General features: G+C 69.6%; 21 protein-coding genes, 1 tRNA gene and 1 riboswitch. Of the genes, 14 read left to right on the top strand and 8 right to left on the bottom strand.

Annotated features, from left to right (window positions below; all coding sequences use genetic code 11):
* Positions 1–115: 115 nt before the first annotated feature.
* Positions 116–1,375: an adenylate/guanylate cyclase domain-containing protein gene (locus MKK68_RS19140; RefSeq protein WP_243988762.1), complete on the top strand. Its 1,260-nt coding sequence runs from the start codon at positions 116–118 to the stop codon at positions 1,373–1,375.
* Positions 1,376–1,383: 8 nt separating this feature from the next.
* Here the strand turns inward: MKK68_RS19140 and MKK68_RS19135 are convergent, their stop codons facing one another.
* Positions 1,384–1,887: a TIGR02281 family clan AA aspartic protease gene (locus MKK68_RS19135; RefSeq protein ID WP_244032387.1), complete on the bottom strand. Its 504-nt coding sequence runs from the start codon at positions 1,885–1,887 to the stop codon at positions 1,384–1,386.
* Positions 1,888–2,095: 208 nt separating this feature from the next.
* Positions 2,096–2,224, top strand: a riboswitch (TPP riboswitch).
* A 75-nt stretch (positions 2,225–2,299) separates the two neighbouring features.
* Between MKK68_RS19135 and thiO the strand changes: the two genes are divergently transcribed.
* The 4 genes from thiO to MKK68_RS19115 are packed head-to-tail and all read left to right on the top strand — an operon-like array spanning position 2,300 to position 5,164.
* Positions 2,300–3,526, top strand: a complete 1,227-nt coding sequence (gene thiO / locus MKK68_RS19130; protein WP_279603746.1) for a glycine oxidase ThiO — start codon at positions 2,300–2,302, stop codon at positions 3,524–3,526.
* On the top strand, positions 3,523–3,735 hold the full coding sequence (thiS, locus tag MKK68_RS19125) for a sulfur carrier protein ThiS (protein WP_147842140.1): 213 nt from the start codon (positions 3,523–3,525) through the stop codon (positions 3,733–3,735). Before thiO ends, thiS begins: the two co-directional genes overlap by 4 nt.
* Before the next feature lie 3 nt (positions 3,736–3,738).
* A complete protein-coding gene (locus MKK68_RS19120; RefSeq protein WP_147842141.1) occupies positions 3,739–4,539 on the top strand; it encodes a thiazole synthase in 801 nt (266 codons plus the stop codon).
* A 22-nt stretch (positions 4,540–4,561) separates the two neighbouring features.
* Positions 4,562–5,164, top strand: coding sequence for a thiamine phosphate synthase (locus tag MKK68_RS19115; protein WP_244032385.1), 603 nt, complete (start codon positions 4,562–4,564; stop codon positions 5,162–5,164).
* 199 nt (positions 5,165–5,363) lie between these two features.
* Here the strand turns inward: MKK68_RS19115 and MKK68_RS19110 are convergent, their stop codons facing one another.
* The 6 genes from MKK68_RS19110 to map all read right to left on the bottom strand — a co-directional run bounded on the left by MKK68_RS19110 (position 5,364) and on the right by map (position 11,257).
* The gene (locus tag MKK68_RS19110) at positions 5,364–6,116 is read right to left on the bottom strand and encodes a peptidase (RefSeq protein ID WP_147726286.1); all 753 of its coding nucleotides are present in this window, start codon (positions 6,114–6,116) and stop codon (positions 5,364–5,366) included.
* Between the two features lie 31 nt (positions 6,117–6,147).
* A complete protein-coding gene (locus tag MKK68_RS19105) occupies positions 6,148–6,975 on the bottom strand; it encodes a transglutaminase domain-containing protein (RefSeq protein WP_147842143.1) in 828 nt (275 codons plus the stop codon).
* 154 nt (positions 6,976–7,129) lie between these two features.
* Positions 7,130–8,074 carry an alpha-E domain-containing protein gene (locus MKK68_RS19100; RefSeq protein WP_147726288.1) on the bottom strand — a complete coding sequence of 315 codons (945 nt, stop codon included), beginning with the start codon at positions 8,072–8,074 and terminating at the stop codon, positions 7,130–7,132.
* Between the two features lie 83 nt (positions 8,075–8,157).
* Positions 8,158–9,597 carry a circularly permuted type 2 ATP-grasp protein gene (locus MKK68_RS19095; RefSeq protein ID WP_147726289.1) on the bottom strand — a complete coding sequence of 480 codons (1,440 nt, stop codon included), beginning with the start codon at positions 9,595–9,597 and terminating at the stop codon, positions 8,158–8,160.
* Positions 9,598–9,687: 90 nt separating this feature from the next.
* Positions 9,688–10,434: a RadC family protein gene (gene radC, locus MKK68_RS19090; RefSeq protein WP_409567272.1), complete on the bottom strand. Its 747-nt coding sequence runs from the start codon at positions 10,432–10,434 to the stop codon at positions 9,688–9,690.
* Positions 10,435–10,438: 4 nt separating this feature from the next.
* Positions 10,439–11,257, bottom strand: coding sequence for a type I methionyl aminopeptidase (gene map, locus MKK68_RS19085; RefSeq protein ID WP_147726291.1), 819 nt, complete (start codon positions 11,255–11,257; stop codon positions 10,439–10,441).
* Between the two features lie 170 nt (positions 11,258–11,427).
* On the opposite strand from map, the gene MKK68_RS19080 reads away from it, so the two are divergent.
* The 4 genes from MKK68_RS19080 (at position 11,428) to ettA (ending at position 14,879) form a co-directional block, all read left to right on the top strand.
* On the top strand, positions 11,428–11,682 hold the full coding sequence (locus MKK68_RS19080; protein WP_147726292.1) for a zinc-finger domain-containing protein: 255 nt from the start codon (positions 11,428–11,430) through the stop codon (positions 11,680–11,682).
* Positions 11,683–11,686: 4 nt separating this feature from the next.
* Positions 11,687–12,886: an FAD-dependent monooxygenase gene (locus MKK68_RS19075; RefSeq protein ID WP_243949845.1), complete on the top strand. Its 1,200-nt coding sequence runs from the start codon at positions 11,687–11,689 to the stop codon at positions 12,884–12,886.
* 40 nt (positions 12,887–12,926) lie between these two features.
* A tRNA-Leu gene (locus MKK68_RS19070) sits at positions 12,927–13,012 on the top strand.
* 214 nt (positions 13,013–13,226) lie between these two features.
* Positions 13,227–14,879 carry an energy-dependent translational throttle protein EttA gene (ettA, locus tag MKK68_RS19065; RefSeq protein ID WP_147728950.1) on the top strand — a complete coding sequence of 551 codons (1,653 nt, stop codon included), beginning with the start codon at positions 13,227–13,229 and terminating at the stop codon, positions 14,877–14,879.
* Positions 14,880–15,047: 168 nt separating this feature from the next.
* Here the strand turns inward: ettA and MKK68_RS19060 are convergent, their stop codons facing one another.
* Positions 15,048–16,220, bottom strand: a complete 1,173-nt coding sequence (locus MKK68_RS19060; protein ID WP_147842102.1) for an amidinotransferase — start codon at positions 16,218–16,220, stop codon at positions 15,048–15,050.
* Between the two features lie 207 nt (positions 16,221–16,427).
* Between MKK68_RS19060 and MKK68_RS19055 the strand changes: the two genes are divergently transcribed.
* The 5 genes from MKK68_RS19055 (at position 16,428) to hpnK (ending at position 21,914) form a co-directional block, all read left to right on the top strand.
* Positions 16,428–17,558: a flippase-like domain-containing protein gene (locus tag MKK68_RS19055; RefSeq protein ID WP_147859426.1), complete on the top strand. Its 1,131-nt coding sequence runs from the start codon at positions 16,428–16,430 to the stop codon at positions 17,556–17,558.
* Positions 17,549–18,154 (top strand): phospholipid-binding protein MlaC, encoded by a 606-nt coding sequence (locus tag MKK68_RS19050; RefSeq protein ID WP_147859427.1) that lies wholly within the window; start codon positions 17,549–17,551, stop codon positions 18,152–18,154. The genes MKK68_RS19055 and MKK68_RS19050 overlap by 10 nt, the downstream gene beginning before the upstream one ends.
* 76 nt (positions 18,155–18,230) lie before the next feature.
* Entirely contained in the window at positions 18,231–19,415 is a 1,185-nt protein-coding gene (hpnI, locus tag MKK68_RS19045) for a bacteriohopanetetrol glucosamine biosynthesis glycosyltransferase HpnI (RefSeq protein WP_244032384.1), read from the top strand.
* A gap of 84 nt (positions 19,416–19,499) precedes the next feature.
* Positions 19,500–20,933 carry a hopanoid biosynthesis associated radical SAM protein HpnJ gene (gene hpnJ / locus MKK68_RS19040; protein WP_147725743.1) on the top strand — a complete coding sequence of 478 codons (1,434 nt, stop codon included), beginning with the start codon at positions 19,500–19,502 and terminating at the stop codon, positions 20,931–20,933.
* Between the two features lie 129 nt (positions 20,934–21,062).
* A complete protein-coding gene (gene hpnK, locus MKK68_RS19035; protein WP_244032383.1) occupies positions 21,063–21,914 on the top strand; it encodes a hopanoid biosynthesis-associated protein HpnK in 852 nt (283 codons plus the stop codon).
* Positions 21,915–22,097: the final 183 nt, after the last annotated feature.

Here is a 22,097-nt window from a genome sequence, read left to right as displayed (position 1 = left end):
CGCGGCGCGATCTCGCGTTCCAGGCGGCGAAGGGATGATGGTCTTCGATCCGGATCGATCTCGCCATCGTCAGCCGGAACCTTGCTTTGGCGGTTCGTGAACCCACCTTGGCCGTATGCTTGAGCGTCGCCAGCATCCACCCGTGCCGCCGACCGCCGCAGCCGACGGCTCGGAGGCGGACGACGTGCCGTTCGGCGCGCTGCAGGATTGCGTCGCGATCCGCGACTGGCTGCTGAGCGAGGGCGCCCGCCTGCCCGAGCCCGACGACCTGATCGCGGGCTTCGCCGAGCGCCTCAACGCGGTCGGCGTTCCGGTGGACCGGACCTCGACGGCGATCGATACGCTGCACTCGGAATATTCCGGCATCGGCCGCATCTGGACGCGCGAGTCCGGCACGACGGTGCGCCTGTTCCCGCACGGCGAAGCCTCCGAGCGTGCCTACGCGGCGAGCCCGTTCCGCAAGGTGCACGAGGACGGCGAATGGCTGATCCTCGACCTCGCCGAGACGCCGGACGACGCCTACTCGGTGATCCCCGACCTGAGGGCCGCCGGCTACCGCCACTACATCGTGGTGCCGCTGTTCTTCACCAACGGCACGCACAACGGCATCACCTTCGCCACCCGCGACCCGGACGGATTCCGCGACGAGGACGTGGCGATCCTGCGCTTCATCATGCCGGCCCTGGCCGCGGTGATGGAGATGCGGATCGTCACCAAGCAGCTCGACACGGTGCTGCGCATCTACGTCGGCGACGAGCCGCACCGCGCCATCCTGTCGGGCGACATCCGCCGCGGGCAGGTGAAGCGCATCCGCTCGGCGATCCTGTTCGCCGACATGCGCGACTACACTCGCATCTCGGCGAACATGACGCCGGAAGAGGCGGTCGACCTGCTCAACATCTTCTTCGACTGCCTCGTGCCGCCGATCGAGCGGGAGGGCGGCGAGGTGCTGAAGTATCTCGGCGACGGCCTGCTCGCCATCTTCCGCGAGCCGGGTGACGACCTCGGCGGCGCCGCCAAGGGGGCGCTGACGGCGGCACAAAGTGCGCTCGCGGCACTGGAGGAGGCCAACACCCTCCACCAATTCGCAGTGCCGATGATGGCCGGCATCGCGCTCCATCACGGCGAGGCGGCCTACGGCAACGTCGGCTCGGGCACGCGCCTCGACTTCACGGTCATCGGCCGCGACGTGAACATGGCGAGCCGCATCGCCCGGCTCAACAAGACGCTCGGCGAGCCGTTGCTGATGTCGAAGCCCTTCGTCGACTTCCTGTGGGGCGATCCGGTGCCGCTCGGCGAGCACGTGCTCGACGGGTTCGCCGAGCCGATGATGGTCTATCGCCCGCGCCCGAAGCCGCACCGCGGCCGGGGCTGAGGCGGGCCTCAGCCCCGCAGCGTCATCGTCCCGCCGGCGATGCTGAAGTCGCGCACGCGCTTCAGGAACGACATGCCGAGGAGGTTCGTGCCGAGGCGTCCGCTCGGGACGATCACGGCCTCGACGTCGCGCACGGTGACGGGCCCGATCCGGATCGTGCCGATCCGCACCGGCGCGACGCGGATCGTCCCGTTGGCGGTCATCACCGGGCGCGTGAAGTCCCGCGGCCCGACGACGATGCCGAGGCGGGCGGCATCCTCTTCCGCGAAGCTGCACGTCGTGGCCCCGGTGTCGACCATCATGCGCAGCGATCGCCCGTCGACCAGCGCGTCGGCGAGGAAGTGGCCGTTGCGGTCGGCACCGAGCGCGATCGCCGTCGGCGCGGACGCAACCAGTTGCACCGTCGGCACCGGTGGGGCCGCGGCCTTGCGGCTGGTCAGGCGGTTGCCGATGCCTCCGAGCACCCCCGCGACGAGGCCGGCCGCGAGGCAGAGCATCCGGATCGTCCGCATCGCCTACCTTCGCCCCCGCCGATCGAGGAGGCATAGACGAGCACGACGCCGGTGAACGATGCGTGGCGGCGTGCCCGCCGCCGGACGGAACCGCGCGGCCATCTGCCGACAGGGTTTCCGGTCCGTCTCGGCGCGACGACGAATCGCGCATCCGCAGGAGGGGATCGGCCCGCGGGGTTGACCGAGGCGGCCGGCGGGACCACATCTGCGGTGTTCCAGGGAGATCCCCGGCAAGGGGCTGAGAAACCGCTGGCAGGCCCGTGAGGGCCCGCGGCGCGGAAATCCTTCGAACCTGATCCGGTTCACACCGGCGTAGGGATTGGACCGTGGGCGCCGTCTTCGACGACGGGGTGCCCCAGCTTCTTAGACGAAGCGTCAGGCCCGGTCTCTGCGACAGCACGCGGAGGATCACTTGGGTCGTCATTCGGGTCGTCACGCAGCATCACCGATCGGGACGCGCCGGACGAGCGGCGGCGCCCGGCCAACCGTCCCGCTGCCGGCGCGTGCCGACGTCGCGATCGTCGGCGGCGGCCTGATCGGGCTGTCGATCGCCTGGCGGCTGGCGCAGGCCGGGCGGTCCGTCGTCGTGGTCGAGCGGGAGACCATCGGCTCCGGCGCGAGCCTCGCCGCCACGGGCATGCTGGCGCCGGCGGCCGAGCACGAGCCCGGCTCCGACCCGCTGCTGCCGCTGGCGCTTGATTCGCTCCGGCGCTGGCCGGGGTTTCGCGCCGAGCTCGAAGCGGCGTCCGGCCTCGACATCGACTACCGCGAGGACGGGACGCTGGTGCTGGCCATCGGGCGCGACGAGGTCGAGCGCCTGCGCTTCCGCTTCGACCTGCAGCGCCGCTCGGGCGTCGCCGCCGAGTGGATCGCGGGTGCCGACGTGCGTCGCCGCGAGCCGGCCCTCCGCCCCTCGGTCACCGCGGGCGTGCTCTGCCCGCTCGATCATCAGGTCGACCCGAGCCGGGTGATGGCGGCGCTCGTCGAGGCGTGCCGTGCCGCCGGCGTGGCGCTCGTCGAGAACAGCCCGGTCGTCGCCCTCGAACGCACGGGCGGCCGCGTCGCGGGCCTGCGCACCGCCGACGGCGTGGTCGTGGCCGAGACCGTGGTGCTCGCCGCCGGCGCCTGGAGCGGCGAGGGCGGCCTGCTGCCGCAAAGCCTCGCCCTGCCCGTGCGCCCGCTGAAGGGACAGTCGCTGGCGCTGAAGACCACGGCCCGCACCGGCACGCTCTCCCACATGGTCTGGACCGAGCAGGTCCACATGGCGCCGAAGAGCGACGGCCACATCGTCGTCGGCGCGACGGTCGAGGATTGCGGCTTCCGCCCCGGCGTCACCGCCGGCGGGCTCTATGCCCTGCTCGAAGGCGCGCGCCGGGTGCTGCCCGGCATCGAGGAGATGGAGGTCGAGGCCGTCTGGAGCGGGTTCCGCCCGACCTCGGACGACGACGCGCCGATCCTCGGTGAGATCGCCCCCGGCCTGGTGGTCGCCACCGGCCACCATCGCAACGGCTACCTGCTCGCCCCGGTGACCGCCGACGCGATCGCCGCCCTCGTCACGACGGGCGCGATGCCGGCGGTCGCGCAGGACTTCTCGCTGGCGCGGTTCGCGCCGGGCGCCGAGCTGAGGGCGTCGGCATGAAGCTGACGGTGAACGGACAGGCTCGCGAGATCGAGGCCGCCGACGTCGCCGCCCTGTTCGCGCAGGCGGCGGAGGAGACCGGCAGCACCGATCCGCAGGGCGTCGCCATCGCGCTCAACGGCCGCGTCGTCCGCCGCCGCGACTGGGACACCACACCGATCTCCGAGGGCGACCGCATCGAGATCGTACGCGCCATGCAGGGAGGCTAGAGGATGGTCGACACGCTCACACCCCTCCGACCGGAGGCCGACGACCCCTTCGTGATCGCCGGCGTCACGCTGGGCTCGCGGCTGTTCATCGGCACCGCGGGCTACCCGACGCAGGTGATCATGCGCGATGCGGTCGCGGCCTCCGGGGCCGAGGTCGCCACCGCCTCGATCCGCCGGGTCTCGCTGCAGGGCCACGGCTCGGACACCGTGAAGATCCTGAAAGGACGCCGCTTCCTGCCGAACACCGCCGGCTGCGAGACCGCCCGCGACGCGATCATGACCGCCGAGCTGGCCCGCGAGGCGCTCGACACCAACTGGATCAAGGTCGAGGTGATCGGCGACCGCGAGACCCTGTACCCGGACGTCGCCGAGCTGATCGAGGCCTGCCGCCACCTCGTCGACGACGGCTTCGTCGTGCTGCCCTACTGCAACGACGACCCGATCGTCTGCCAGCGGCTCGCCGACATCGGCTGCGCCGCGGTGATGCCGATGGGCTCGCTGATCGGCTCCGGCATGGGCATCGCCAATCCGGCCAACCTCGAGTTGATCTGCCGCCGCATGAGCGTACCGGTGATCGTGGATGCCGGCATCGGCACGGCCTCCGACGCGGTGATCGCGATGGAGCTGGGCGCCGACGCCTGCCTGATCAACACCGCGGTGGCGAAGGCCGACGATCCCGTCCGCATGGCGCGCGCGATGCGCAACGCCGTGCAGGCGGGCCGCGATGCCTACCGCGCCGGCCGAATCCCGCGCCGCGGCCGGGCCGAGCCGTCGAGCCCGCAGCTCGGCCTTGTCGGCTCGTAGCCTGCCGTCGCCGCTCCTTGCGGTGACCGACCGGCACGGGCCCCGCCCCCTGGGCGAGACCATCGCCGCCGTGCTCGACGGCGGGTGCCGGTGGGTCTGGTTTCGCGACAGGGATCTGCCACCGCCCGAGCGCGGGGTGCTGGCGGAGCGCATCGCGGAACGCGTCCGCGAGGCCGGCGGCGTGCTCTCGGTCGGCGGCGATCTCGAGCTTGCCGCGGCCCTCGGCGCGAGCGTCCATCTCGGCGGCGGGACGGATCGTACCGCCATCGCCGATGCCAGGCGCCGCCTCGGCACCTCGGCGCTCGTCGGCGTCTCGGCGCACGGCCTGCGCGACGTCGAGGCGGCGGAAGACGCGGATTACGTGACCCTGAGCCCGGTCTTCGCCACGGCGAGCAAGCCCGGCTACGGTCCCGCCCTCGGCCTCGGCGCCATCGCAACGGCCGCGCGGATCGGAATCCCGGTCGTTGCGCTGGGTGGCATCGGCGTCGCCACTGCCGCCGCGTGTCGCCGAGCGGGCGCGGCGGGCGTGGCCGTGATGGGCGGCCTGATGCGGGTCGACGACCCTTCCGCCGAAGCTCGGGCACTGTTGCGCGGCTGGGAAGCGGCCTCGGACGGGCCACCGTGAGCCTTAAGCAGGATCAGAATTCGACGCTCGCCGATTCAGCCCCGTCCCCACCCTCGACCTCATCCTGCGGTGCCGCGTCGGCGACCTCGAAGAAGGGCTCCAGAAATCGCGCGCGCGCTGCAGGGCTCCTTCGAGGCCTCCGCTTCGCTGCGGCACCTCAGGGTGAGGCTCACGGTTGGAGGATGTCCGGCGTGAGAAACTACTTCGCTGCGGCAGGCCCGTAGGGCGGGCGCGGGATCGCCCGATGCGCGGCGCGGAGCGCCGCCGACCAGCGCTCGCGCAGGTCGTGGAAGTAGCCCTCGCCGGCCTCAATCCGATGATTCACCTCGAGGTCGAGGGCGTTGCGGCGCGCCAGCGCGATGTCGATCGGCAGGCCGACGCCGAGATTCGAGCGCATGGTCGAATCCATCGAGACGAGTCCGACCTTGAGGGCGTCGTAGAGCTCGGTCTCGAACTTCACCGCCCGGTCGAGGATCGGCTTGCCGTACTTGTGCTCGCCGATCTGCAGGAACGGTGCATCGGTGCTGCACTCGATGAAGTTGCCGGCCGAGTAGATCAGGAACAGCCGCATCGGCTCGCTGCCGATCTGGCCGCCGAACAGCAGCGAGACCGAGAAGCGCAGGCTCGCCGCCTCGAAGCCCGCCTTCTCGATCGCGCGCACGTGGCGGATCGCGCGGCCGACGAGCTGGGCCGCCTCGAACATCGTCGTCGTCTCGACGAGCTTCAGCTTGGCCTCGCCGTTGTCGCCGGGCACGCCCTCGGAGAGCAGGCTCAGGACCGATTGGGTCACCGACAGGTTGCCGGCCGAGGCAAGCATCATCACCCGCTCGCCCGGCACGTTGAAGTGATGGAGCTTGCGATAGGTCGAGATGTCGTCGAGCCCCGCATTGGTGCGGGTGTCGGCGATCATCACCAGGCCTTCCTCGACGAGAACGCCGACGCAGTAAGTCATGGGATCAGGCTTTTCGAAGAGGCGCGGAGCGTCAGGATTGCGGTGCCGCCTGGGCTTGCTCCACCCGGAGCTTCACGTCCAGCGTTTCGGTGCCGCCGCCGGTGCGACTGCCGCGAATCGGGGCAGCCCCGAGGTAGTCGAGCCCGGATGCGACGCGGATATAGGCTTCCGTGGTGGCGTCGCCGGTGGTCGGATCGAAGCCGACCCAGCCGAGATCCGGCACCAGCGCCTCGGCCCAGCCGTGCGGCGTCTCCTGCTCGGCGTCGCTCCCCTCCGGGCGGTGGTAGCCGGAGACGTAGCGCGCCGGAATCGCCCGGTGGCGGGCGGCGGCGATGAAGACGTGGGCGAAGTCCTGGCATACGCCGGCTCCGGCCTCGAAGGCCTTCGGCGAGGGCACGGCGGCGCTCGCGGGGCCTGGCGTGTAGGCCATGTGCGCGTGCACCGCGGCCATCAGCCGATGCAGGAAGGGGAGGGCTGCCGGGTCTCCGGCGCCGGCGACCGCGTCGGACAGCGCCTGGATCTCCGGGCTCGGCAGCACGAGGTCGGTGTCGCGCAGGTAGAACGTCTCGGGCAGGCGCTCGACGGCGCCGCGGACGATGCCGTGGGTCTCGTGGGTGTCGACCTCGCCGGTGACGCGAATCACCAGCGCGTCGGAGGCCTGGTCCGGCGTGAACCAGTGGACGACGTTGCCGTAGCCGTCCTCGCGCTCGGTGAGTCGTCCGTCGACCGAAGGCTCGATCCGCCAGCGCCGGACGTACTGGCCGTCATGGTCGCGCGGCGTCATCCGCAGGACCTGGATCAGGCCGCGTGCCGGTTGCTCGTAGCTGTAGATGGTCTCGTGGACCACGCGAATGCGCATGCGTCGATTCTGCCCGTCCTGGCTCCGCCGGTCTCGGCGACACGGCGCCCGCGATGGACGCCGCGGCGCCCGAAGTCACACGTTTTACACGCTGTTCCGACGGAGCGCGCAACCGCGGAAGCGGAACTGCGCGTATTCCGCTGCGGCTCGAGCCTCAGCCGAGATACTGCTCGGCGATGGCGGCGCCGACCTTGTTGTTCTCGCCGATGAAAGCGATCACGAACTCATGCAGGCCGGACGCGAAGACCCGGTCGATCTCCTCGCTTTCCAGCCGTGCGAGCAGGTTGCTCGCCAAGCGCTGGCTGGCGCCGCGGCGTCCGTAGGCGTCGGCGATCAGGTCGAGATGCTCGACGAGGACGCCGTAGCAGTTGGCGAAGGAGCGCGGCATCTGCCGGTTGAGGATCAGGAGGTCGGCGACCAGCAACGGCTTGACGCTCTCGCGATACACCCAGTGATAGGCGTTGAAGGCCGAGACTTCGCGCAGGATCGTCGTCCACTGGAAGTAGTCGAGGCTGCCGCCGATCTTCTCGGTGTCCGGCAGCAGGATCTTGTACTTCACGTCGAGGATGCGGGCGGTGTTGTCGGCCCGCTCGATCGCGGTGCCGAGACGCGTGAACCAGTAGGTGTCGTTGCGCAGCATCGTCCGGTAGGCCGAGCCGTCGAAGGTCAGCGAGATGCCCTTCACCCAATCGAGGAAGCGCGTGAACGCGTCGCGGTCGAGGTCCTTCTTCTCGTAGGACCGCAGCTCGAGCCAGGCGCCGTTGATCGTGTCCCACATCTCGGTGGTGAGCGCAGTGCGCACGCTGCGCGCGTTCTCGCGGGCGCTCTCGATGCAGGAGCGGATCGAGGACGGGTTGTGCGGGCTGAAGGCGAGGAAGTCGCACACCGTCGCGGCGTTCACGCCGTCGTAGTGCGGCTTGAACACCTCCGGATCGCCGGCCGAGGCGAGGGCCGAGGCCCACTCGTTGGTCTCGCCCCCGCCGTAGCTCGTCGGCAGCGAGGCCAGGCGATGCGCCGCATCGAGGATGCGGGCGACGAACTCCGCCCGTTCGACGTAGCGCGAGAGCCAGTAGAGGTTGTCGGCAGTCCTGGAGAGCATGGCTGTTTCGCTGGGGTCTCTTCGGCTTCGGCCCTGGGGCGTCCACCGCTGGGCGGTTCTCGGTGAAAGCAGGCGTCACGCCATCACGCGTCGAGAACCCAGGTGTCCTTCGTACCGCCCCCTTGGCTGGAATTCACCACCAAAGATCCTTCCTTCAGCGCCACGCGGGTGAGGCCGCCCGGCACGATGCGGATCTCGTCGGCGCCGCACAGCACGAAGGGGCGCAGGTCGACGTGGCGCGGGGCCACCCCCGAGGCGACGAAGGTCGGGCAGGTGGAGAGCGACAGCGTCGGCTGGGCGATGAAGCCGTCCGGGGCGTGGCGCAGGCGCTTGGCGAATTCCTCGATCTCGCGCTTGGTCGCGTGCGGCCCGACGAGCATGCCGTAGCCGCCCGAGCCGTTGACCTCCTTGACCACCAGCTCGGACAGGTTGTCCATCACGTAGGAGAAGGCCTCCTTCTCGCGGCAGCGATAGGTCGGCACGTTGTGCAGGATCGGCTCCTCGCCGGTGAAGAACTTCACGATCTCCGGCATGTAGCTGTAGACCGCCTTGTCGTCGGCGATGCCGGTGCCGACCGCGTTGGCGAGCGTCACGCTGCCGCGCTCGTAGGCGTTCATGATGCCCGGCACGCCGAGCATCGAATCCGGCCGGAACACCAGCGGATCGAGGAAGTCGTCGTCGAGGCGGCGGTAGATCACGTCGACCCGGCGCGGGCCTTCGGTGGTCCGCATGTAGACCACGTCGTCCTTGGTGAAGAGGTCGCCCGCCTCGACCAGCTCGACGCCGAGCTTGTCGGCCAGGAACGAGTGCTCGTAGAACGCCGAGTTGTAGCGCCCGGGCGTCAGCAGCACGACGGTCGGGTCGCGGGTCGCCGTCGCCGGCGCGAGGCTGCGGAGCGTCGCCAGCAGCGCGTCCGGATAGTTCTCGACCGGCGCGACGCGGTGGCGGGAGAACAGGTCAGGGAACAGCCGCAGCATCACCTCGCGATTCTCGAGCATGTACGACACGCCGGACGGGATGCGGGCGTTGTCCTCGAGCACGAAGAAGTCGTTCTCGCCGGTGCGGACGATGTCGATCCCCGCGATGTGCACGTAGAGGTCGTGCGGCACCCGGAACGACCGCATCTCCATGCGGTAATGCGCGTTCTTGTAGACGAGGTCGGCCGGGATGATGCCGGCCTTGATGCATTCCTGCGCGCCGTAGATGTCCTTCAGGAACATGTTGATTGCGGTGACGCGCTGCTTCAGCCCGCGCTCTAGGAAGCCCCATTCCGGCTTGGTGATCACCCGCGGGATGATGTCGAACGGGATCAGCCGCTCGGTCGATTCGTTGTCGCCGTAGACCGCAAAGGTGATGCCGATGCGCCGGAACAGCAGCTCGGCCTGGCTCCGGCGGGTGTTGAAGTGGTCGGCCGGCGTCGTGTCGAGCCAGTTCTTCAGCTGACCGTAGGCCTCGCGGACGTCGTCGGGACTCGTCGCGGCGCCTGCGAAGGCGGTCATCTCGTCGAAGGCCACGGCCGCCATTCAGTCTCTCCCAGATCCGTCACGCTAGAGGCAAGAGGCGCGCCACGCAAAGGGATTACGGCCTCGTTCGGGGCTCGTTCCAAACACGCGTCAGATGAGGCGCAGGCCTTTCAGGCTGGCATGGCCTGACCGGCCGAGGATGACGTGGTCGTGCACCACGATCTTCAGCGGGCTGAGCACGGCGATCACTTCGCGCGTCATCGTCACGTCGGCGACCGAGGGCGCCGGATCGCCGGACGGGTGGTTGTGCGCCAGGATGATCGCCGTCGCCGAGAGCTCCAGCGACCGCCGCGCCACCTCGCGCGGGTAGACCGGCGTGTGGTCGACGGTCCCGCGCCCCTGGATCTCGTCGGCGATGAGGTGGTTGCGCTTGTCGAGGAACAGCACCCGGAACTCCTCGCGGGTGGCGAAGGCCATGGTGGCGCGCAGGTACTCGATGAGCTCGGCCCAGGAGGAGAGCAGCGCGCGCTGGGCGATCGCGCCGCGCGCCAGCCGGCGGCCCGCCGCCTCCATCAACTTAAGGTCGGCGACCACGCCGGCGCTGACGCCCTCGATCTCGGCGAGCCGGGCCGGATCGGCGCTCAGCACCTCGGCGAAGCTGCCGAAGCGGCGGATCAGCGCCTTGGCCAGCGGCTTCACGTCCCGCCGCGGGATCGCGCGGAACAGGGCAAGCTCGAGCATCTCGTAGTCGGGCAGGGCGTCGGCCCCCTGCTTGGCGAAGCGCTCGCGCAGGCGATCGCGGTGGCCGAGATAGTGCGGCGGCTCCTCGGGCTTCGGCGCGACGGCCGGCCGCTCGGCGAACAATCCGCCCTCAGCCGCGTCGCCCGGGCCCGTCACGACCTCAAGCGCCTGGGTTGCCGGGCTGGTGCAGCCCCTTCGGCGAGACCGTGAAGATCTCGACGCCGGTCTCGGTGACGGCCACCGTGTGCTCGAACTGCGCCGACAGCGAGCGGTCGCGCGTCACCGCGGTCCAGCCGTCGGAGAGCACCTTCACCGCCGGCCGGCCGAGGTTGATCATCGGCTCGATGGTGAAGAACTGCCCCGGCCGCAGCGGCACGTCGTAGCTCGCCTCGACGTAGTGCAGGATCGTCGGCGCATCGTGGTAGCTCCGACCGAGGCCGTGGCCGCAGAAGTCGCGCACCACCGAGCAGCGCTCGCCCTCGGCGTAGTCCTGGATCGCGCGGCCGATGTCGTTGGTCGATCCGCCGGGCTTCACCGCGGCGACGCCCCGCATCAGCGCCTCGTAGGTGATCTCGCACAGGCGCGCCGCCTTGCGCGGCACCTCGCCGACGAAGGCCATCCGGCTCGAATCGCCGTGCCATCCGTCGAGGATCAGGCACATGTCGAGGTTGACGATGTCGCCCTCGCGCAGCGGCTTGTCGTTGGGGATGCCGTGGCAGACCACGTGGTTGATCGAGGTGCAGATCGACTTCGGATAGCCGCGGTAGAGCAGCGAGGCCGGGTAGGCGCCGTGATCCATCGCGAACTCGTAGGCGAGCTTGTCGAGCGCCTCGGTGGTCACGCCCGGCTGCGTCGCCTCCATCAGCACGTCGAGGCCTTCCGCCGTGAGGCGTCCGGCACGGCGCATGCCCGCGAACCCCTCCGGCCCGTGGATCGGTGCCTGGGGCACGCGCCGCGTCGCTTGGTCTTGCTGGGTCATCGAGGGGCTTGTCCGCGCCGGGTCGGTCTTCGAAGGCTTATGTACGGCGTGGCCGCCGAGGCGCCAAGTGACCGGCGTTCGCCCCCAGGCTTGCGCCGGACGAACGCACGGCGGCATAAGCGGGGCTCGGGCGACCCGGTGCGAGGGGTCCCAAGGCACAGGACGGCGCGATGGCTGACAGGGCGGTACCGCACTTCCACAACGAGCTCGGCGTCGCGGTCATCCATGTCGGCTCGCGGGAGTTCATGTGCATCGGCGCATTGCCGCCGTTCGATCATCCGCACGTGTTCCTCGACATGGGCGCCGACAACGAGATCATCTGCCAGTACTGCTCGACGCTGTATCGCCACCGCGCCGACCTGAAGGCCGGCCATGCCGACCCGGCGGCATGCGTCTGGCACGATCAGAAGGCGGCGGCCGAATAGGGTCATGCCCCGAGACCCTCAGCCGCCGCTGACCGTCGCCATCGTCGGAGGCGGGATCGGCGGCCTGACCGCGGCGCTGGCGCTGAACGCCGCCGGCCATGCGGTGACGGTGGTCGAGCGCCGCACCGGCTTCAGCGAGGTCGGCGCCGGCCTCCAGCTCTCACCGAACGCGAGCCGCGTGCTCGCCGATCTCGGGCTCGCGGCGGCGCTCCGGCGCGCCGGCTCCGAGCCGCCGGGCGTGACCGTCCGCGCCCTCGATTCGGGCCGGCGGATCGGGGCGGTGGCGCTGGGCGCCAAGGCCCGCGAGCAGTTCGGCGCGCCGTACTACGTCATCCACCGGGCCGACCTTCAGACCCTGCTCCTCGACGCGGTGCGCTCCCGCCCCGGCATCCGCCTGATGATGGGCCGTGCCGTCATGGGCCTCACCGAGACCGAGGACGCCGTCACCCTAGCCCTCGAAAGCGGCAACGGCACCCGCAACGACAGCCTCTCGGCCGACCTGGTGATCGGGGCGGACGGCCTGCGCTCGCGCATCCGCGGGCACCTCGACCCACGCCCGCTCGCGCCTGCCGGGATGGCGGCGTGGCGGGCGATCGTGCCGCGCGAGGCCGTGCCCGAGGCGCTGGCCGGCGAGGCGACCGGGCTGTGGCTCGGGCGCGGCCGGCATGTGGTCCACTACCCGATCCATGCTGGCCGCGACCTCAACGTCGTGGCGATCGTGCCCGAGCGGCAGGGCGACGAGGATTGGGGCCGGCTCGGGGATCCGGCGGTGCTGCGCGCGCATTTCCGCACCTGCGCGCCGGAGCTGCTCGAGCTGCTGACCGTGCCGGATTCCTGGCTGGTCTGGTCGCTCGCCGACCGCCCGGTGGCGCGGCCGATCGCACGCGGCCGGGTCGCGCTGCTGGGCGATGCCGCCCACCCGGTGCTGCCGTTCCTGGCGCAGGGGGCGGCGCTGGCGATCGAGGACTGCTCGATCCTGACGCGGTGCCTCGCCGAGCATCCGGTCGCGGACGCGCTCGCGGCCTACACCAAGGCGCGCCGGCGCCGCGTCCGCCGGGTGCAGCGCGCCGCCCGCGGCAACGGCCGGACCTACCATGCCGGCGGCCTCACCGCCTTCGTGCGCGACGCGGTGATGCGCCGCCTCGGGCCCGACGGCATGCGCGCGCGCTACGCCTGGCTCTACGGCTGGACGCCGAACGCTTGATCTCGCCGACGCCGGCGGCTACCGCTTCGGCACATCGAGGGGCCGCTTGCCGAAATTGGTAGACGGAAGGCACTTAAAATGCCTCGGGCTTCGCCCGTGTGGGTTCGAGTCCCACAGCGGCCACCACGCCCCGATCCTTGCCCGGCACCGGCCGTCCTGATACGCGAGCGGGATCATCTCCAGGGATTGCGGGGAAGGGTGCGACGCGCACGCTCCGCAGAACCGTACCGCGCAGGGTTCGCCGCGGGCATGGCGCGTGCCTGCCCGTGCGGCCCTGTACCCGTCATCGGGCCGGGCGCGCTCCCGCGCCGGCCCCGCCGAACCTGATAGGATGCCTGCGATGGCCCGCGAATTCATCTACCACATGAAAGGCCTGACCAAGACCTACACCGGCGGGAAGAAGGTGTTGGACAACGTCAACTTGTCCTTCTACCCCGACGCGAAGATCGGCGTGCTGGGCATCAACGGCTCGGGCAAGTCGACCCTGCTGAAGATCATGGCCGGCATCGACACCGAGTGGACCGGTGAGGGCTTCGTCGCCCAGGGCGCCCGCGTCGGCTACCTGCCGCAGGAGCCGCAGCTCGATCCGACGAAGTCGGTCCGCGAGAACGTGATGGAGGGCGTCGCCGAGAAGCAGGCGCTGCTCGACCGCTACAACGAGCTCGCGATGAACTACTCCGACGAGACGGCGGACGAGATGACCCGCCTTCAGGACGAGATCGAATCGAAGAATCTGTGGGAGCTCGAATCCAAGGTCGACCAGGCCATGGAGGCCTTGGGCTGCCCGAGCGACGAGCAGCCGGTCGCCACGCTGTCGGGCGGCGAGCGCCGCCGCGTCGCGCTGTGCCGGCTGCTGCTGTGGGAGCCGGAGCTGCTGCTGCTCGACGAGCCGACCAACCACCTCGACGCCGAGACGGTGAACTGGCTCGAAGGCCACCTGAAGAACTATCCCGGTGCGATCCTGATCGTGACCCACGATCGCTACTTCCTCGACAACGTCACCAGCTGGATCCTCGAGCTCGATCGCAGCAAGGGCATCCCGTACGAGGGCAACTACTCGGCCTGGCTGGTGCAGAAGCAGAAGCGCCTGCAGCAGGAGGGCCGCGAGGACATGGCCCGTCAGCGCTCGATCGCCCGCGAGCAGGAGTGGATCGCCGCCTCGCCGAAGGCGCGCCAGTCCAAGTCGAAGGCGCGCATCACGCGCTACGAGGAGCTGGTCGCCAAGCAGAACAACAAGGTCGATGCCGCGGCCCAGATCGTGATCCCGATCGACGAGCGGCTCGGCAACAACGTCATCGAGTTCGACCACCTCAACAAGGCCTTCGGCGACCGGCTGCTGATCGAGGACCTGTCGTTCAAGCTGCCGCCGGGCGGCATCGTCGGCGTCATCGGCCCGAACGGCGCCGGCAAGACGACGCTGTTCAAGATGATCACCGGCCAGGAGAAGCCCGACGGCGGCGCGATCTCGGTCGGCGAGACCGTGCATCTCGGCTACGTCGACCAGTCGCGCGACGCGCTCGATCCCAACGCCACGGTCTGGCAGGAGGTCTCGGGCGGCAACGACATCATCTATTTCAACAAGCGCGAGATCAATTCGCGGGCCTACTGCGCGGCCTTCGCCTTCAAGGGCGGCGACCAGCAGAAGAAGGTCGGCACGCTGTCGGGCGGCGAGCGCAACCGCGTGCACCTCGCGCGCACGCTGAAGGGTGGCGCCAACGTGCTCCTCCTCGACGAGCCGACCAACGATCTCGACATGGAGACGCTGCGGGCGCTCGAGGACGCGCTGGAGGATTATGCCGGCTGCGCCGTGATCATCAGCCACGATCGCTGGTTCCTGAACCGGATCGCGACCCACATCCTCGCCTTCGAGGGCGACAGCCACGTCGAGTGGTTCGAGGGCAACTTCTCCGACTACGAGGCCGACAAGATGCGCCGCCTCGGTGCCGACTCGCTGATGCCGAAGAAGATCAAGTACAAGAAGTTCTCGCGCTGAGGCCGGTTTCCCTCCCCCTTGTGCGGAGAAGGGTGGCCCGCGAAGCGGGTCGGGTGAGGGGGCAACGCTTCCGGAGAGGCCGATCCCCTCTCCCGACCCTCGCTGACGCGAGGCCCACCCTCCCCCGCAGAGGGGGAGGGGATCATGCGGCGGACGATCAGTGAAATCCTAGAAGTACGACTTCAGCGTTCCGCGACGGCGCACGTCGAGCGTCGCGCAGTGGAACGAGCCGCCGAACGGGCCGTAGCTCAGGAACGGCGCCGGGATCGGATCGAAGCCCCAATCCTTGAGCGCCTTGATCAGCGTCGGCTGGCTCTGGTCGACGACGATCTTCTTCTCGTCGATGGCGAGCACGTTGATCGAGGTCCAGGGCGAGCACATCGAGATCTTGCTCATGAAGCCCTCGACCGGGTCGGGACGTGGGGCGACCAGCACGTCCCACTTCTTCAGCACCGCCGGCAGCTTCTCGACGTCGATGTAGTCCGGGTTGACCAGCACCTTGCCGGGCGCGAGCGGCATGAACGACGAATCGATGTGCATCGGCTGCGGGCAGCGGCTCTCGATCTCGTGGACGCGGAAGCCGGACCCGAGGTGGCGCCGCAGCCACTCGATGCCCATCAGGTTGGTGACGTTCGAGCGGGTGACGAAGATGTCGCGGCCGCAGCGGACGAAGTCGGCGGCGTCGAAGACCGGCTCGAACTCGTTGACCGTGAACTGCATCGGCTCGCCGGCCTTCAGGTTCGGCACGCGATAATCGTAGTTGTAGAGCTCGTCCGTCAGCTGCGGCCGCGGTGCCGAGGTCCAGCGCGCGCCGTTGCGGAAATACTCCTTGAACAGCGAGCGGTAGGCGTCGCCCTCGAAGTAGCGCGAGCGCCAGCACATCGGGCTCTCGATGATCTCGTCGCCGATCACCAGGTACGGGTCGCGCGGGCAGGCGACGCAGAAGCCGCGGGACGACCAGCGCGGGGCGCGGTACTTCTTCGAGAAGTCGATGCTGTCCGGGCGGCGGATCTTCACGCCCTCGCCGGCGAGGATGCCGATGAAGTTGTCGAGCTCCTTCTGCGCGAGCTTCTTCATGAAGGCCGGATACCGGAAGCCCGAGGCGAAGCGGTAGAACGGCTGCGCCGCGCGCGGCAGGTTGAAGATCACGGTCAGGTGGTGCGTCGGGATCGTGGCGCCGTCGAGCGAGCCGACGATCACCTCCTCCAGCGGGTCCCACTCGTTCCAGGCCATCACCGGCGAGTGCGGCGCCGGCACGCCCGGGTCGCCGCGGACGAAGCCGTCGGTACGGGCGTCGTCGAGCACGGCCTCTCCGGCCGAGTGGGAAGCGTCGCGGTCCATGGTGATCCCTTCGTGATACGCTGCGCGGGCGGTCTGCTCGGGGCGAAACCCCTGGTGCCGCTTTGGTCCGCACTGTGTCTATCGGGTGATAGACATTGCCGATCGTTGCTGCAACTTGAGCCTTACTCCTCGTCCGCAGCGGTCTTTTTCGGTCGAAATCGCGGCGAGAATCCAGCATCAAGCCACCCCCGAGCTTGAAAGAGGATCATGAAGCGTCTGACGACCCTGGCCTTGATCGCCGGCCTCTGCACGGTCGTCGGCCTGTTCCTGTCTTCCGGTCTCGAGGATGTGGCGGCGGCGGTGGTGAGTGCCGGCTGGGGCGCGCTGGCGGTGGTCGCCGCGCGCGCGGTCGCCGTCGCCTGGGCCGGCCTCGGCTGGTTCGTGATCTTCCCCGTCGCCGGCCGCCCGAGCCTGGCCGCCTGCATCAACCTGCGCTTCGTGCGCGAGGGCATCAATACGCTGCTGCCGGTCGCGACGGTGGGCGGCGACTTCATCGGCGCGCGCCTTCTGGCCAAGCGCGGCATCGCCGGGGGCCTGGCCGGCGCCAGCATGTTCGTCGACATGATGACGCAGGCGCTGACCCAGCTGCTTTTCACCGTCGCCGGCCTCGGGCTCCTGATCTGGCTCGCGGGCGACGGGCCGATCGTGCGCACCGTCGCCGGCGGCCTCGCCATCGCCGCCCCCGCCATCGGCGCGTTCTACCTGATCCAGCGCCGTGCCGGGCACCGCCTGATCCAGGGGATCGTCGACCGCTTCGCCTCGGGCCGCGAATGGCAGGCGCTCGGCGCCGTCGACGTGCTCTACGACAACCTGCGACGCCTCTACGGTGCGCCCCTGCGCATCGTCTCGGGCATCGGCGTGCACCTCGTCGGCTGGGTCATCGGCTCGCTCGAGGTCTACGTCTGCCTGCACTTCATGGGCTATCCGGTGAGCTTCGCAGAGGCGATCGTGATCGAGAGCCTGGCCCAGGCCGTGCGCGGCGCCGCCTTCGCGGTCCCCGGCGCGCTCGGCGCGCAGGAGGGCGGGCTGATCGCGCTCTGCGCCCTGTTCGGCATCCCGGCCGAGGCGGCGCTCGCCCTGTCCCTGGTCAAGCGTCTGGCCGACCTCCTCGTCGGCGTTCCCGGCCTGTGGCTCTGGCACACGCAGGAGGGCCGCCTGCGCCGCGAGGCGAGCGAGCCCGAGGCCTCCGCGCAGGAGGAGGGCCGGACCACCTTTCGCCGAGTCGGGGCCGTCCCCGCACCCGCGACGCTCGGACCGTTCTACAGCTATGCGCCCCCCCGCGGGCAGAGCGCCCACATCGAGGACACCGCGGTGCCGGAGTTGAAGAAGTGCGCCTGATGCGCCGGTTGATCCTCGCGCTGGCGCTCGTCGCCGGCACCGTTCCGGCCTTCGCCGCCGACGACCCGGCGGTCGCGGTGGTCGACGGGCTCTACGCCCGCTTCGACGCCGCCGTGAAGAACGGGGCCGGCACCCTCAAGGACCGCATCGACGCGGTCGGCCCGACCCTGGAGCGGTCCTTCGACTACCCGGCGATGGTCCGCCTGGCGATCGGCGCCAAGTGGGCGGAGTTCTCGCCCGAGCAGCAGGGCGCGATCACCGAAGCGTTCCGCCGCAACTTCGTCGTGACCTACGCCAACCGCCTCGCACGGGCGGCGGGCGCGAAGTTCGAGGTGACGCGCAAGAGCGAGGCGAGCGGAACGAACCAGCGCGTCCTCACCCACGTCACCACCCCGGACGGGGACGATTCGCAGATCGACTTCGTCGTGAATTCCGACAACCGCATCCAGGACGTCCTGCTCAACGGCAACGTCAGCGAGGTCGCGGGTCAGCGGGCGAGCCTCGGCCAGCCGCTCAAGGCCGGCGGCGCCGACGCGGTGCTGAAATTCCTGCGCGAACGCACCGACGGCATGCTGAACGCCAAACCGGCGCCTTGAACGGCCTGCACAGAGCTTTCGTGCCGCACGCCGCGGCCCATCGATCCCACGCACCTTGCGACCGAGCGACGTTCCCATGGACCTGACCTGGCTCTCGCCGATCCTTCTGGTCCCCGCGCTCGCGGGTTGCCTGTACGCGCTCACCGCGGCGTTCCTCGCCGGGCGGTGCTCCGCGAAGGTGGCGCCCGCCTTCGCCGACGATGCGGCGCGGCCCTCGGTGACGGTGCTGAAGCCCCTCTGCGGCCTCGAGCCGAACCTGTTCGAGAACCTGCGGACCTTCTGCGCCCAGGACTATGCCGGCCCGGTGCAGATCGTGTTCGGCGTGCAGAGCGCCGGCGACCCGGCGATCGGCGTCGTGCGGCGCATCGAGGCGGCCTTCCCGCAGCTCAGCATCGACCTCGTCGTCGACGCACGCCAGCACGGCTCGAACCGCAAGGTCTCGAACCTGATCAACATGTCGGAGGTGATTCGGCACGAGGTGGTGGTGCTCGCCGACAGCGACATGGTGGTGCGCCCCGACTATCTCGAGCGCGTCGTGGCCGAGCTGTCCGCCCCCGGCGTGACCGGGGTGACCTGCCTGTACCACGGCGTTCCCGGCGACCGGGGCGTGTTCGCGCAGCTCTCGGCGCTCGCCATCGACGTGCAGTTCCTGCCCAACGTCGTGATGGGCACGGCGCTCGGCCTCGCCAAGCCGTGCTTCGGCTCGACCATCGCCTTCACCGCCGCGTCGCTGGCGAAGATCGGCGGGTTCGCCACCTTCAAGGACGACCTCGCCGACGACTATGCCATCGGCGAGGCGCTGCGCGGGCTCGGCGGCCGGGTCGCGATCCCGAACTTCACCATCGGGCATACCTGCGTCGACACCGCGATCGCGGGCCTCTGGAGCCACGAGCTGCGCTGGAACCGCACCATCCGCAACGTCGACCCGGCCGGCTATGCCGGCTCGATCGTCACCCACGCCTTCCCGATCGCGCTGATCGCCGCGCTGATGCCGGAGGCCGGCGCGACCGCGCTCGGCGTCGCGGCCTTGGCGCTCGCCTGCCGCATCATCCTGTCGATGCGGCTGGAGCGTGCCTTCGGGATCGGCCCCCACCCGTACTGGCTGTTGCCGATCCGCGACATCCTCTCGTTCGCGAACTTCTCATGGAGCTTCGTATCGGGGGCGGTGACATGGAAAGGTCACGATTATCGCGTCGTTGCGGATGGAACGCTTATTCCGGAGGGCAATCTCGGCCAGGATGCTGAGTCGCCCACCGTCTGACCTTGCCGTCCCGTCGTTTAAACTTGCCATCCTCGATCCGTCATCCTTTCGATCCGATCGCCCTGCTCTGAGGCCTTGAACCCCATGCGCACGCTCTTCCTTCAGGCTCCCACCTTCGACGGCTTCGATGGCGGCGCCGGGTCCCGCTACCAGGCCAAGCGCGAGATCAAGTCGTTCTGGTACCCGACCTGGCTCGCCCAGCCGGCCGCCCTGGTGCCGAACTCGAAGCTGATCGACGCGCCGCCGCACAACATCAAGCTGGCCGAGATCGTGGCCCAGGCCAACGACTTCGACATGGTGGTGCTCCACACCTCGGTGCCGTCGTTCAAGTCGGACGTGAAGACCGTCGAGGCGCTCAAGGCCGCCAACCCCAAGCTGATCGCCGGCCTGATCGGCGCGAAGGTCGCGGTGGACGCCGCCGGCGCGATGGCCCAGGCGCCGTGCATCGACTTCTGCGCCCGCAACGAGTTCGACTTCACCGTCAAGGAAGTCGCCGACGGCACGCCGATGTCGGAGATCAAGGGTCTGTCCTATCGCAACGCCGACGGCGTCGTGGTCCACAACGAGGACCGCGAGATCATGACCGACATGGATCAGCTTCCCTTCGTCACGAGCGTGTACAAGCGCGATCTCGAGATGGAGAAGTACTTCATCGGGTACCTCAAGCACCCCTACATCTCGTTCTATTCCGGCCGCGGCTGCAAGAGCCGCTGCACGTTCTGCCTGTGGCCGCAGACGGTGGGCGGGCATACCTACCGCACCCGCTCGGTCGCGCACGTGATCGAGGAGATCAAGTACTGCCTGAAGGAGTTCCCGCAGACGAAGGAGTTCTTCTTCGACGACGACACCTTCACCGACAACCTGCCCCGCGCCGAGGAGATCGCGCGCGAGCTGGGCAAGCTCGGCGTCACCTGGTCGTGCAACGCCAAGGCGAACGTTCCGCGCGAGACCCTCGAGGTGCTGAAGGCCAACGGCCTGCGCCTGCTGCTGGTCGGCTACGAGTCCGGCAACCAGAAGATCCTGAACAACATCAAGAAGGGCATGCGCGTCGAGGTCGCCGAGAAGTTCACCAAGGATTGCCACGACCTCGGCATCGCGATCCACGGCACCTTCATCGTCGGCCTGCCGGGTGAGACCCGCGAGACGATCCAGGAGACGATCGCCTTCGCCAAGCGCATCAACCCGCACACCATCCAGGCCTCGCTGGCGGCGCCGTACCCCGGCACCTTCCTCTACAAGCAGGCGGTGGAGAACGGCTGGCTCGACGTCGAGAACGCCGAGCTCGTGGATGAGAACGGCGTGCAGATCGCGCCGCTGCACTACCCGCACCTGTCGCACGCCGAGATCTTCGCGGCGGTGGAAGAGTTCTACCGGAAGTTCTACTTCCGCGCTCCGAAGATCGCCTCGATCGTCTCCGAGATGGTGCGCTCGCCCGACATGATGAAGCGCCGCCTGCGCGAGGGCGTGGAGTTCTACCGCTTCCTCAAGGAGCGTCAGGGCACCGCCAAGGCCGCCTGACAAGGGCGCCTGAGCCCCATCGCATGACCGATCCAGACGGCTGGGCCCCAAAGCCCGGCCGTCTTCGTTCAGGGGTCCGGGCCCGAGGCCCCCGGCAAACAGCCGCGCCCCCGTACACCGGAGTGCCTCGTGAAGCGTCTCGTCGTCACCGCCGACGATTTCGGCCTGAGCCCGGAAGTCAACGAGGCGGTCGAGCAGGCCCATCGCGACGGCATCCTCACGGCGGCGAGCCTGATGGTCTCGGCCCCCGCCGCCGCGGACGCGGTCGCCCGCGCCAAGCGGATGCCGTCGCTGCGCGTGGGATTGCACCTGGTTCTCGTCGAGGCGTGGCCGACGCTGCCGGCCGCCACCTTGCCGGATCTCACCGATGACGCCGGCCTGATGCGTCGCGACATGGAACGCCTCGGCCTCGACCTTGCGCTGAAGCCGGCGGCCCGCCGCCAGCTCGCCGCCGAGATCACCGCGCAGTTCGAGGCCTACCGCATCACCGGCCTGCCACTCGATCACGTGAACGCGCACAAGCACTTCCACGTGCATCCGTTGATCGCCGGCGCGGTACTGTCGATCGGGCCGCGTTACGGGATGCGCTCGATCCGCGTGCCGCGCGAGCCGCGGGCGGTGCTGAAGCGCGCCGAGCCCGGTGCGACCCCGCGGGTGGCCCTCGATACGGCACCCTGGGCGGCCCTGCTCGCCGTCCGGGCCCGGATGATGGGGCTGACCATTCCCGATCGAACCCTGGGTCTGGCCTGGTCCGGAGCGATGACGCCCGCCCGCGTGGCCGGCCTGCTCGCGCACCTGCCCGACGGCCTGACCGAGCTCTACACCCATCCGGCCACCGCCCGCGGCTTCCTCGGCGAGGCGCCGGGCTACGCCTACGCCGCGGAGCGGGACGCGCTCGTCGCGCGGGCCTCCGTGGATGCGGTCGCGCGGTCGGGGATCGTCTGCGGCGGGTTTTCGGATTTCGCACCGAATAGACGATGACGACGTCATCACGGAGCCCGCAGGAGCTTTCGCCTCAAACGCTTCAGAAACGAAACCGTCAAACGACTGTATATTGTTGTAGATAGCTCATCAGGACTTGCGTTTCGGAAGTATGTCCGATTGATGACCAAAATTTCATGCAACGTGGGCTTCGGCGCCCGCGTTCCGACAGCAGCCCCAGGG

It is taken from the genome of Methylobacterium sp. E-016, assembly GCF_022829745.1.
Taxonomy (GTDB): Bacteria; Pseudomonadota; Alphaproteobacteria; order Rhizobiales; family Beijerinckiaceae; genus Methylobacterium.
This window is presented reverse-complemented; position numbering and strand designations above follow the sequence as displayed.

Excerpts from the sequence above, each read along its gene's own strand:
- MKK68_RS19140 (WP_243988762.1), top strand. The coding sequence starts at position 116 with ATGCTTGAGCGTCGCCAGCATCCACCCGTGCCGCCGACCGCCGCAGCC.
- MKK68_RS19135 (WP_244032387.1), bottom strand. The coding sequence starts at position 1,887 with ATGCGGACGATCCGGATGCTCTGCCTCGCGGCCGGCCTCGTCGCGGGG.
- thiS (WP_147842140.1), top strand. The coding sequence starts at position 3,523 with ATGAAGCTGACGGTGAACGGACAGGCTCGCGAGATCGAGGCCGCCGAC.
- MKK68_RS19120 (WP_147842141.1), top strand. The coding sequence starts at position 3,739 with ATGGTCGACACGCTCACACCCCTCCGACCGGAGGCCGACGACCCCTTC.
- MKK68_RS19110 (WP_147726286.1), bottom strand. The coding sequence starts at position 6,116 with ATGACTTACTGCGTCGGCGTTCTCGTCGAGGAAGGCCTGGTGATGATC.
- MKK68_RS19105 (WP_147842143.1), bottom strand. The coding sequence starts at position 6,975 with ATGCGCATTCGCGTGGTCCACGAGACCATCTACAGCTACGAGCAACCG.
- MKK68_RS19100 (WP_147726288.1), bottom strand. The coding sequence starts at position 8,074 with ATGCTCTCCAGGACTGCCGACAACCTCTACTGGCTCTCGCGCTACGTC.
- MKK68_RS19095 (WP_147726289.1), bottom strand. The coding sequence starts at position 9,597 with ATGGCGGCCGTGGCCTTCGACGAGATGACCGCCTTCGCAGGCGCCGCG.
- map (WP_147726291.1), bottom strand. The coding sequence starts at position 11,257 with ATGACCCAGCAAGACCAAGCGACGCGGCGCGTGCCCCAGGCACCGATC.
- MKK68_RS19080 (WP_147726292.1), top strand. The coding sequence starts at position 11,428 with ATGGCTGACAGGGCGGTACCGCACTTCCACAACGAGCTCGGCGTCGCG.
- MKK68_RS19075 (WP_243949845.1), top strand. The coding sequence starts at position 11,687 with ATGCCCCGAGACCCTCAGCCGCCGCTGACCGTCGCCATCGTCGGAGGC.
- ettA (WP_147728950.1), top strand. The coding sequence starts at position 13,227 with ATGGCCCGCGAATTCATCTACCACATGAAAGGCCTGACCAAGACCTAC.
- MKK68_RS19060 (WP_147842102.1), bottom strand. The coding sequence starts at position 16,220 with ATGGACCGCGACGCTTCCCACTCGGCCGGAGAGGCCGTGCTCGACGAC.
- MKK68_RS19055 (WP_147859426.1), top strand. The coding sequence starts at position 16,428 with ATGAAGCGTCTGACGACCCTGGCCTTGATCGCCGGCCTCTGCACGGTC.
- hpnI (WP_244032384.1), top strand. The coding sequence starts at position 18,231 with ATGGACCTGACCTGGCTCTCGCCGATCCTTCTGGTCCCCGCGCTCGCG.
- hpnJ (WP_147725743.1), top strand. The coding sequence starts at position 19,500 with ATGCGCACGCTCTTCCTTCAGGCTCCCACCTTCGACGGCTTCGATGGC.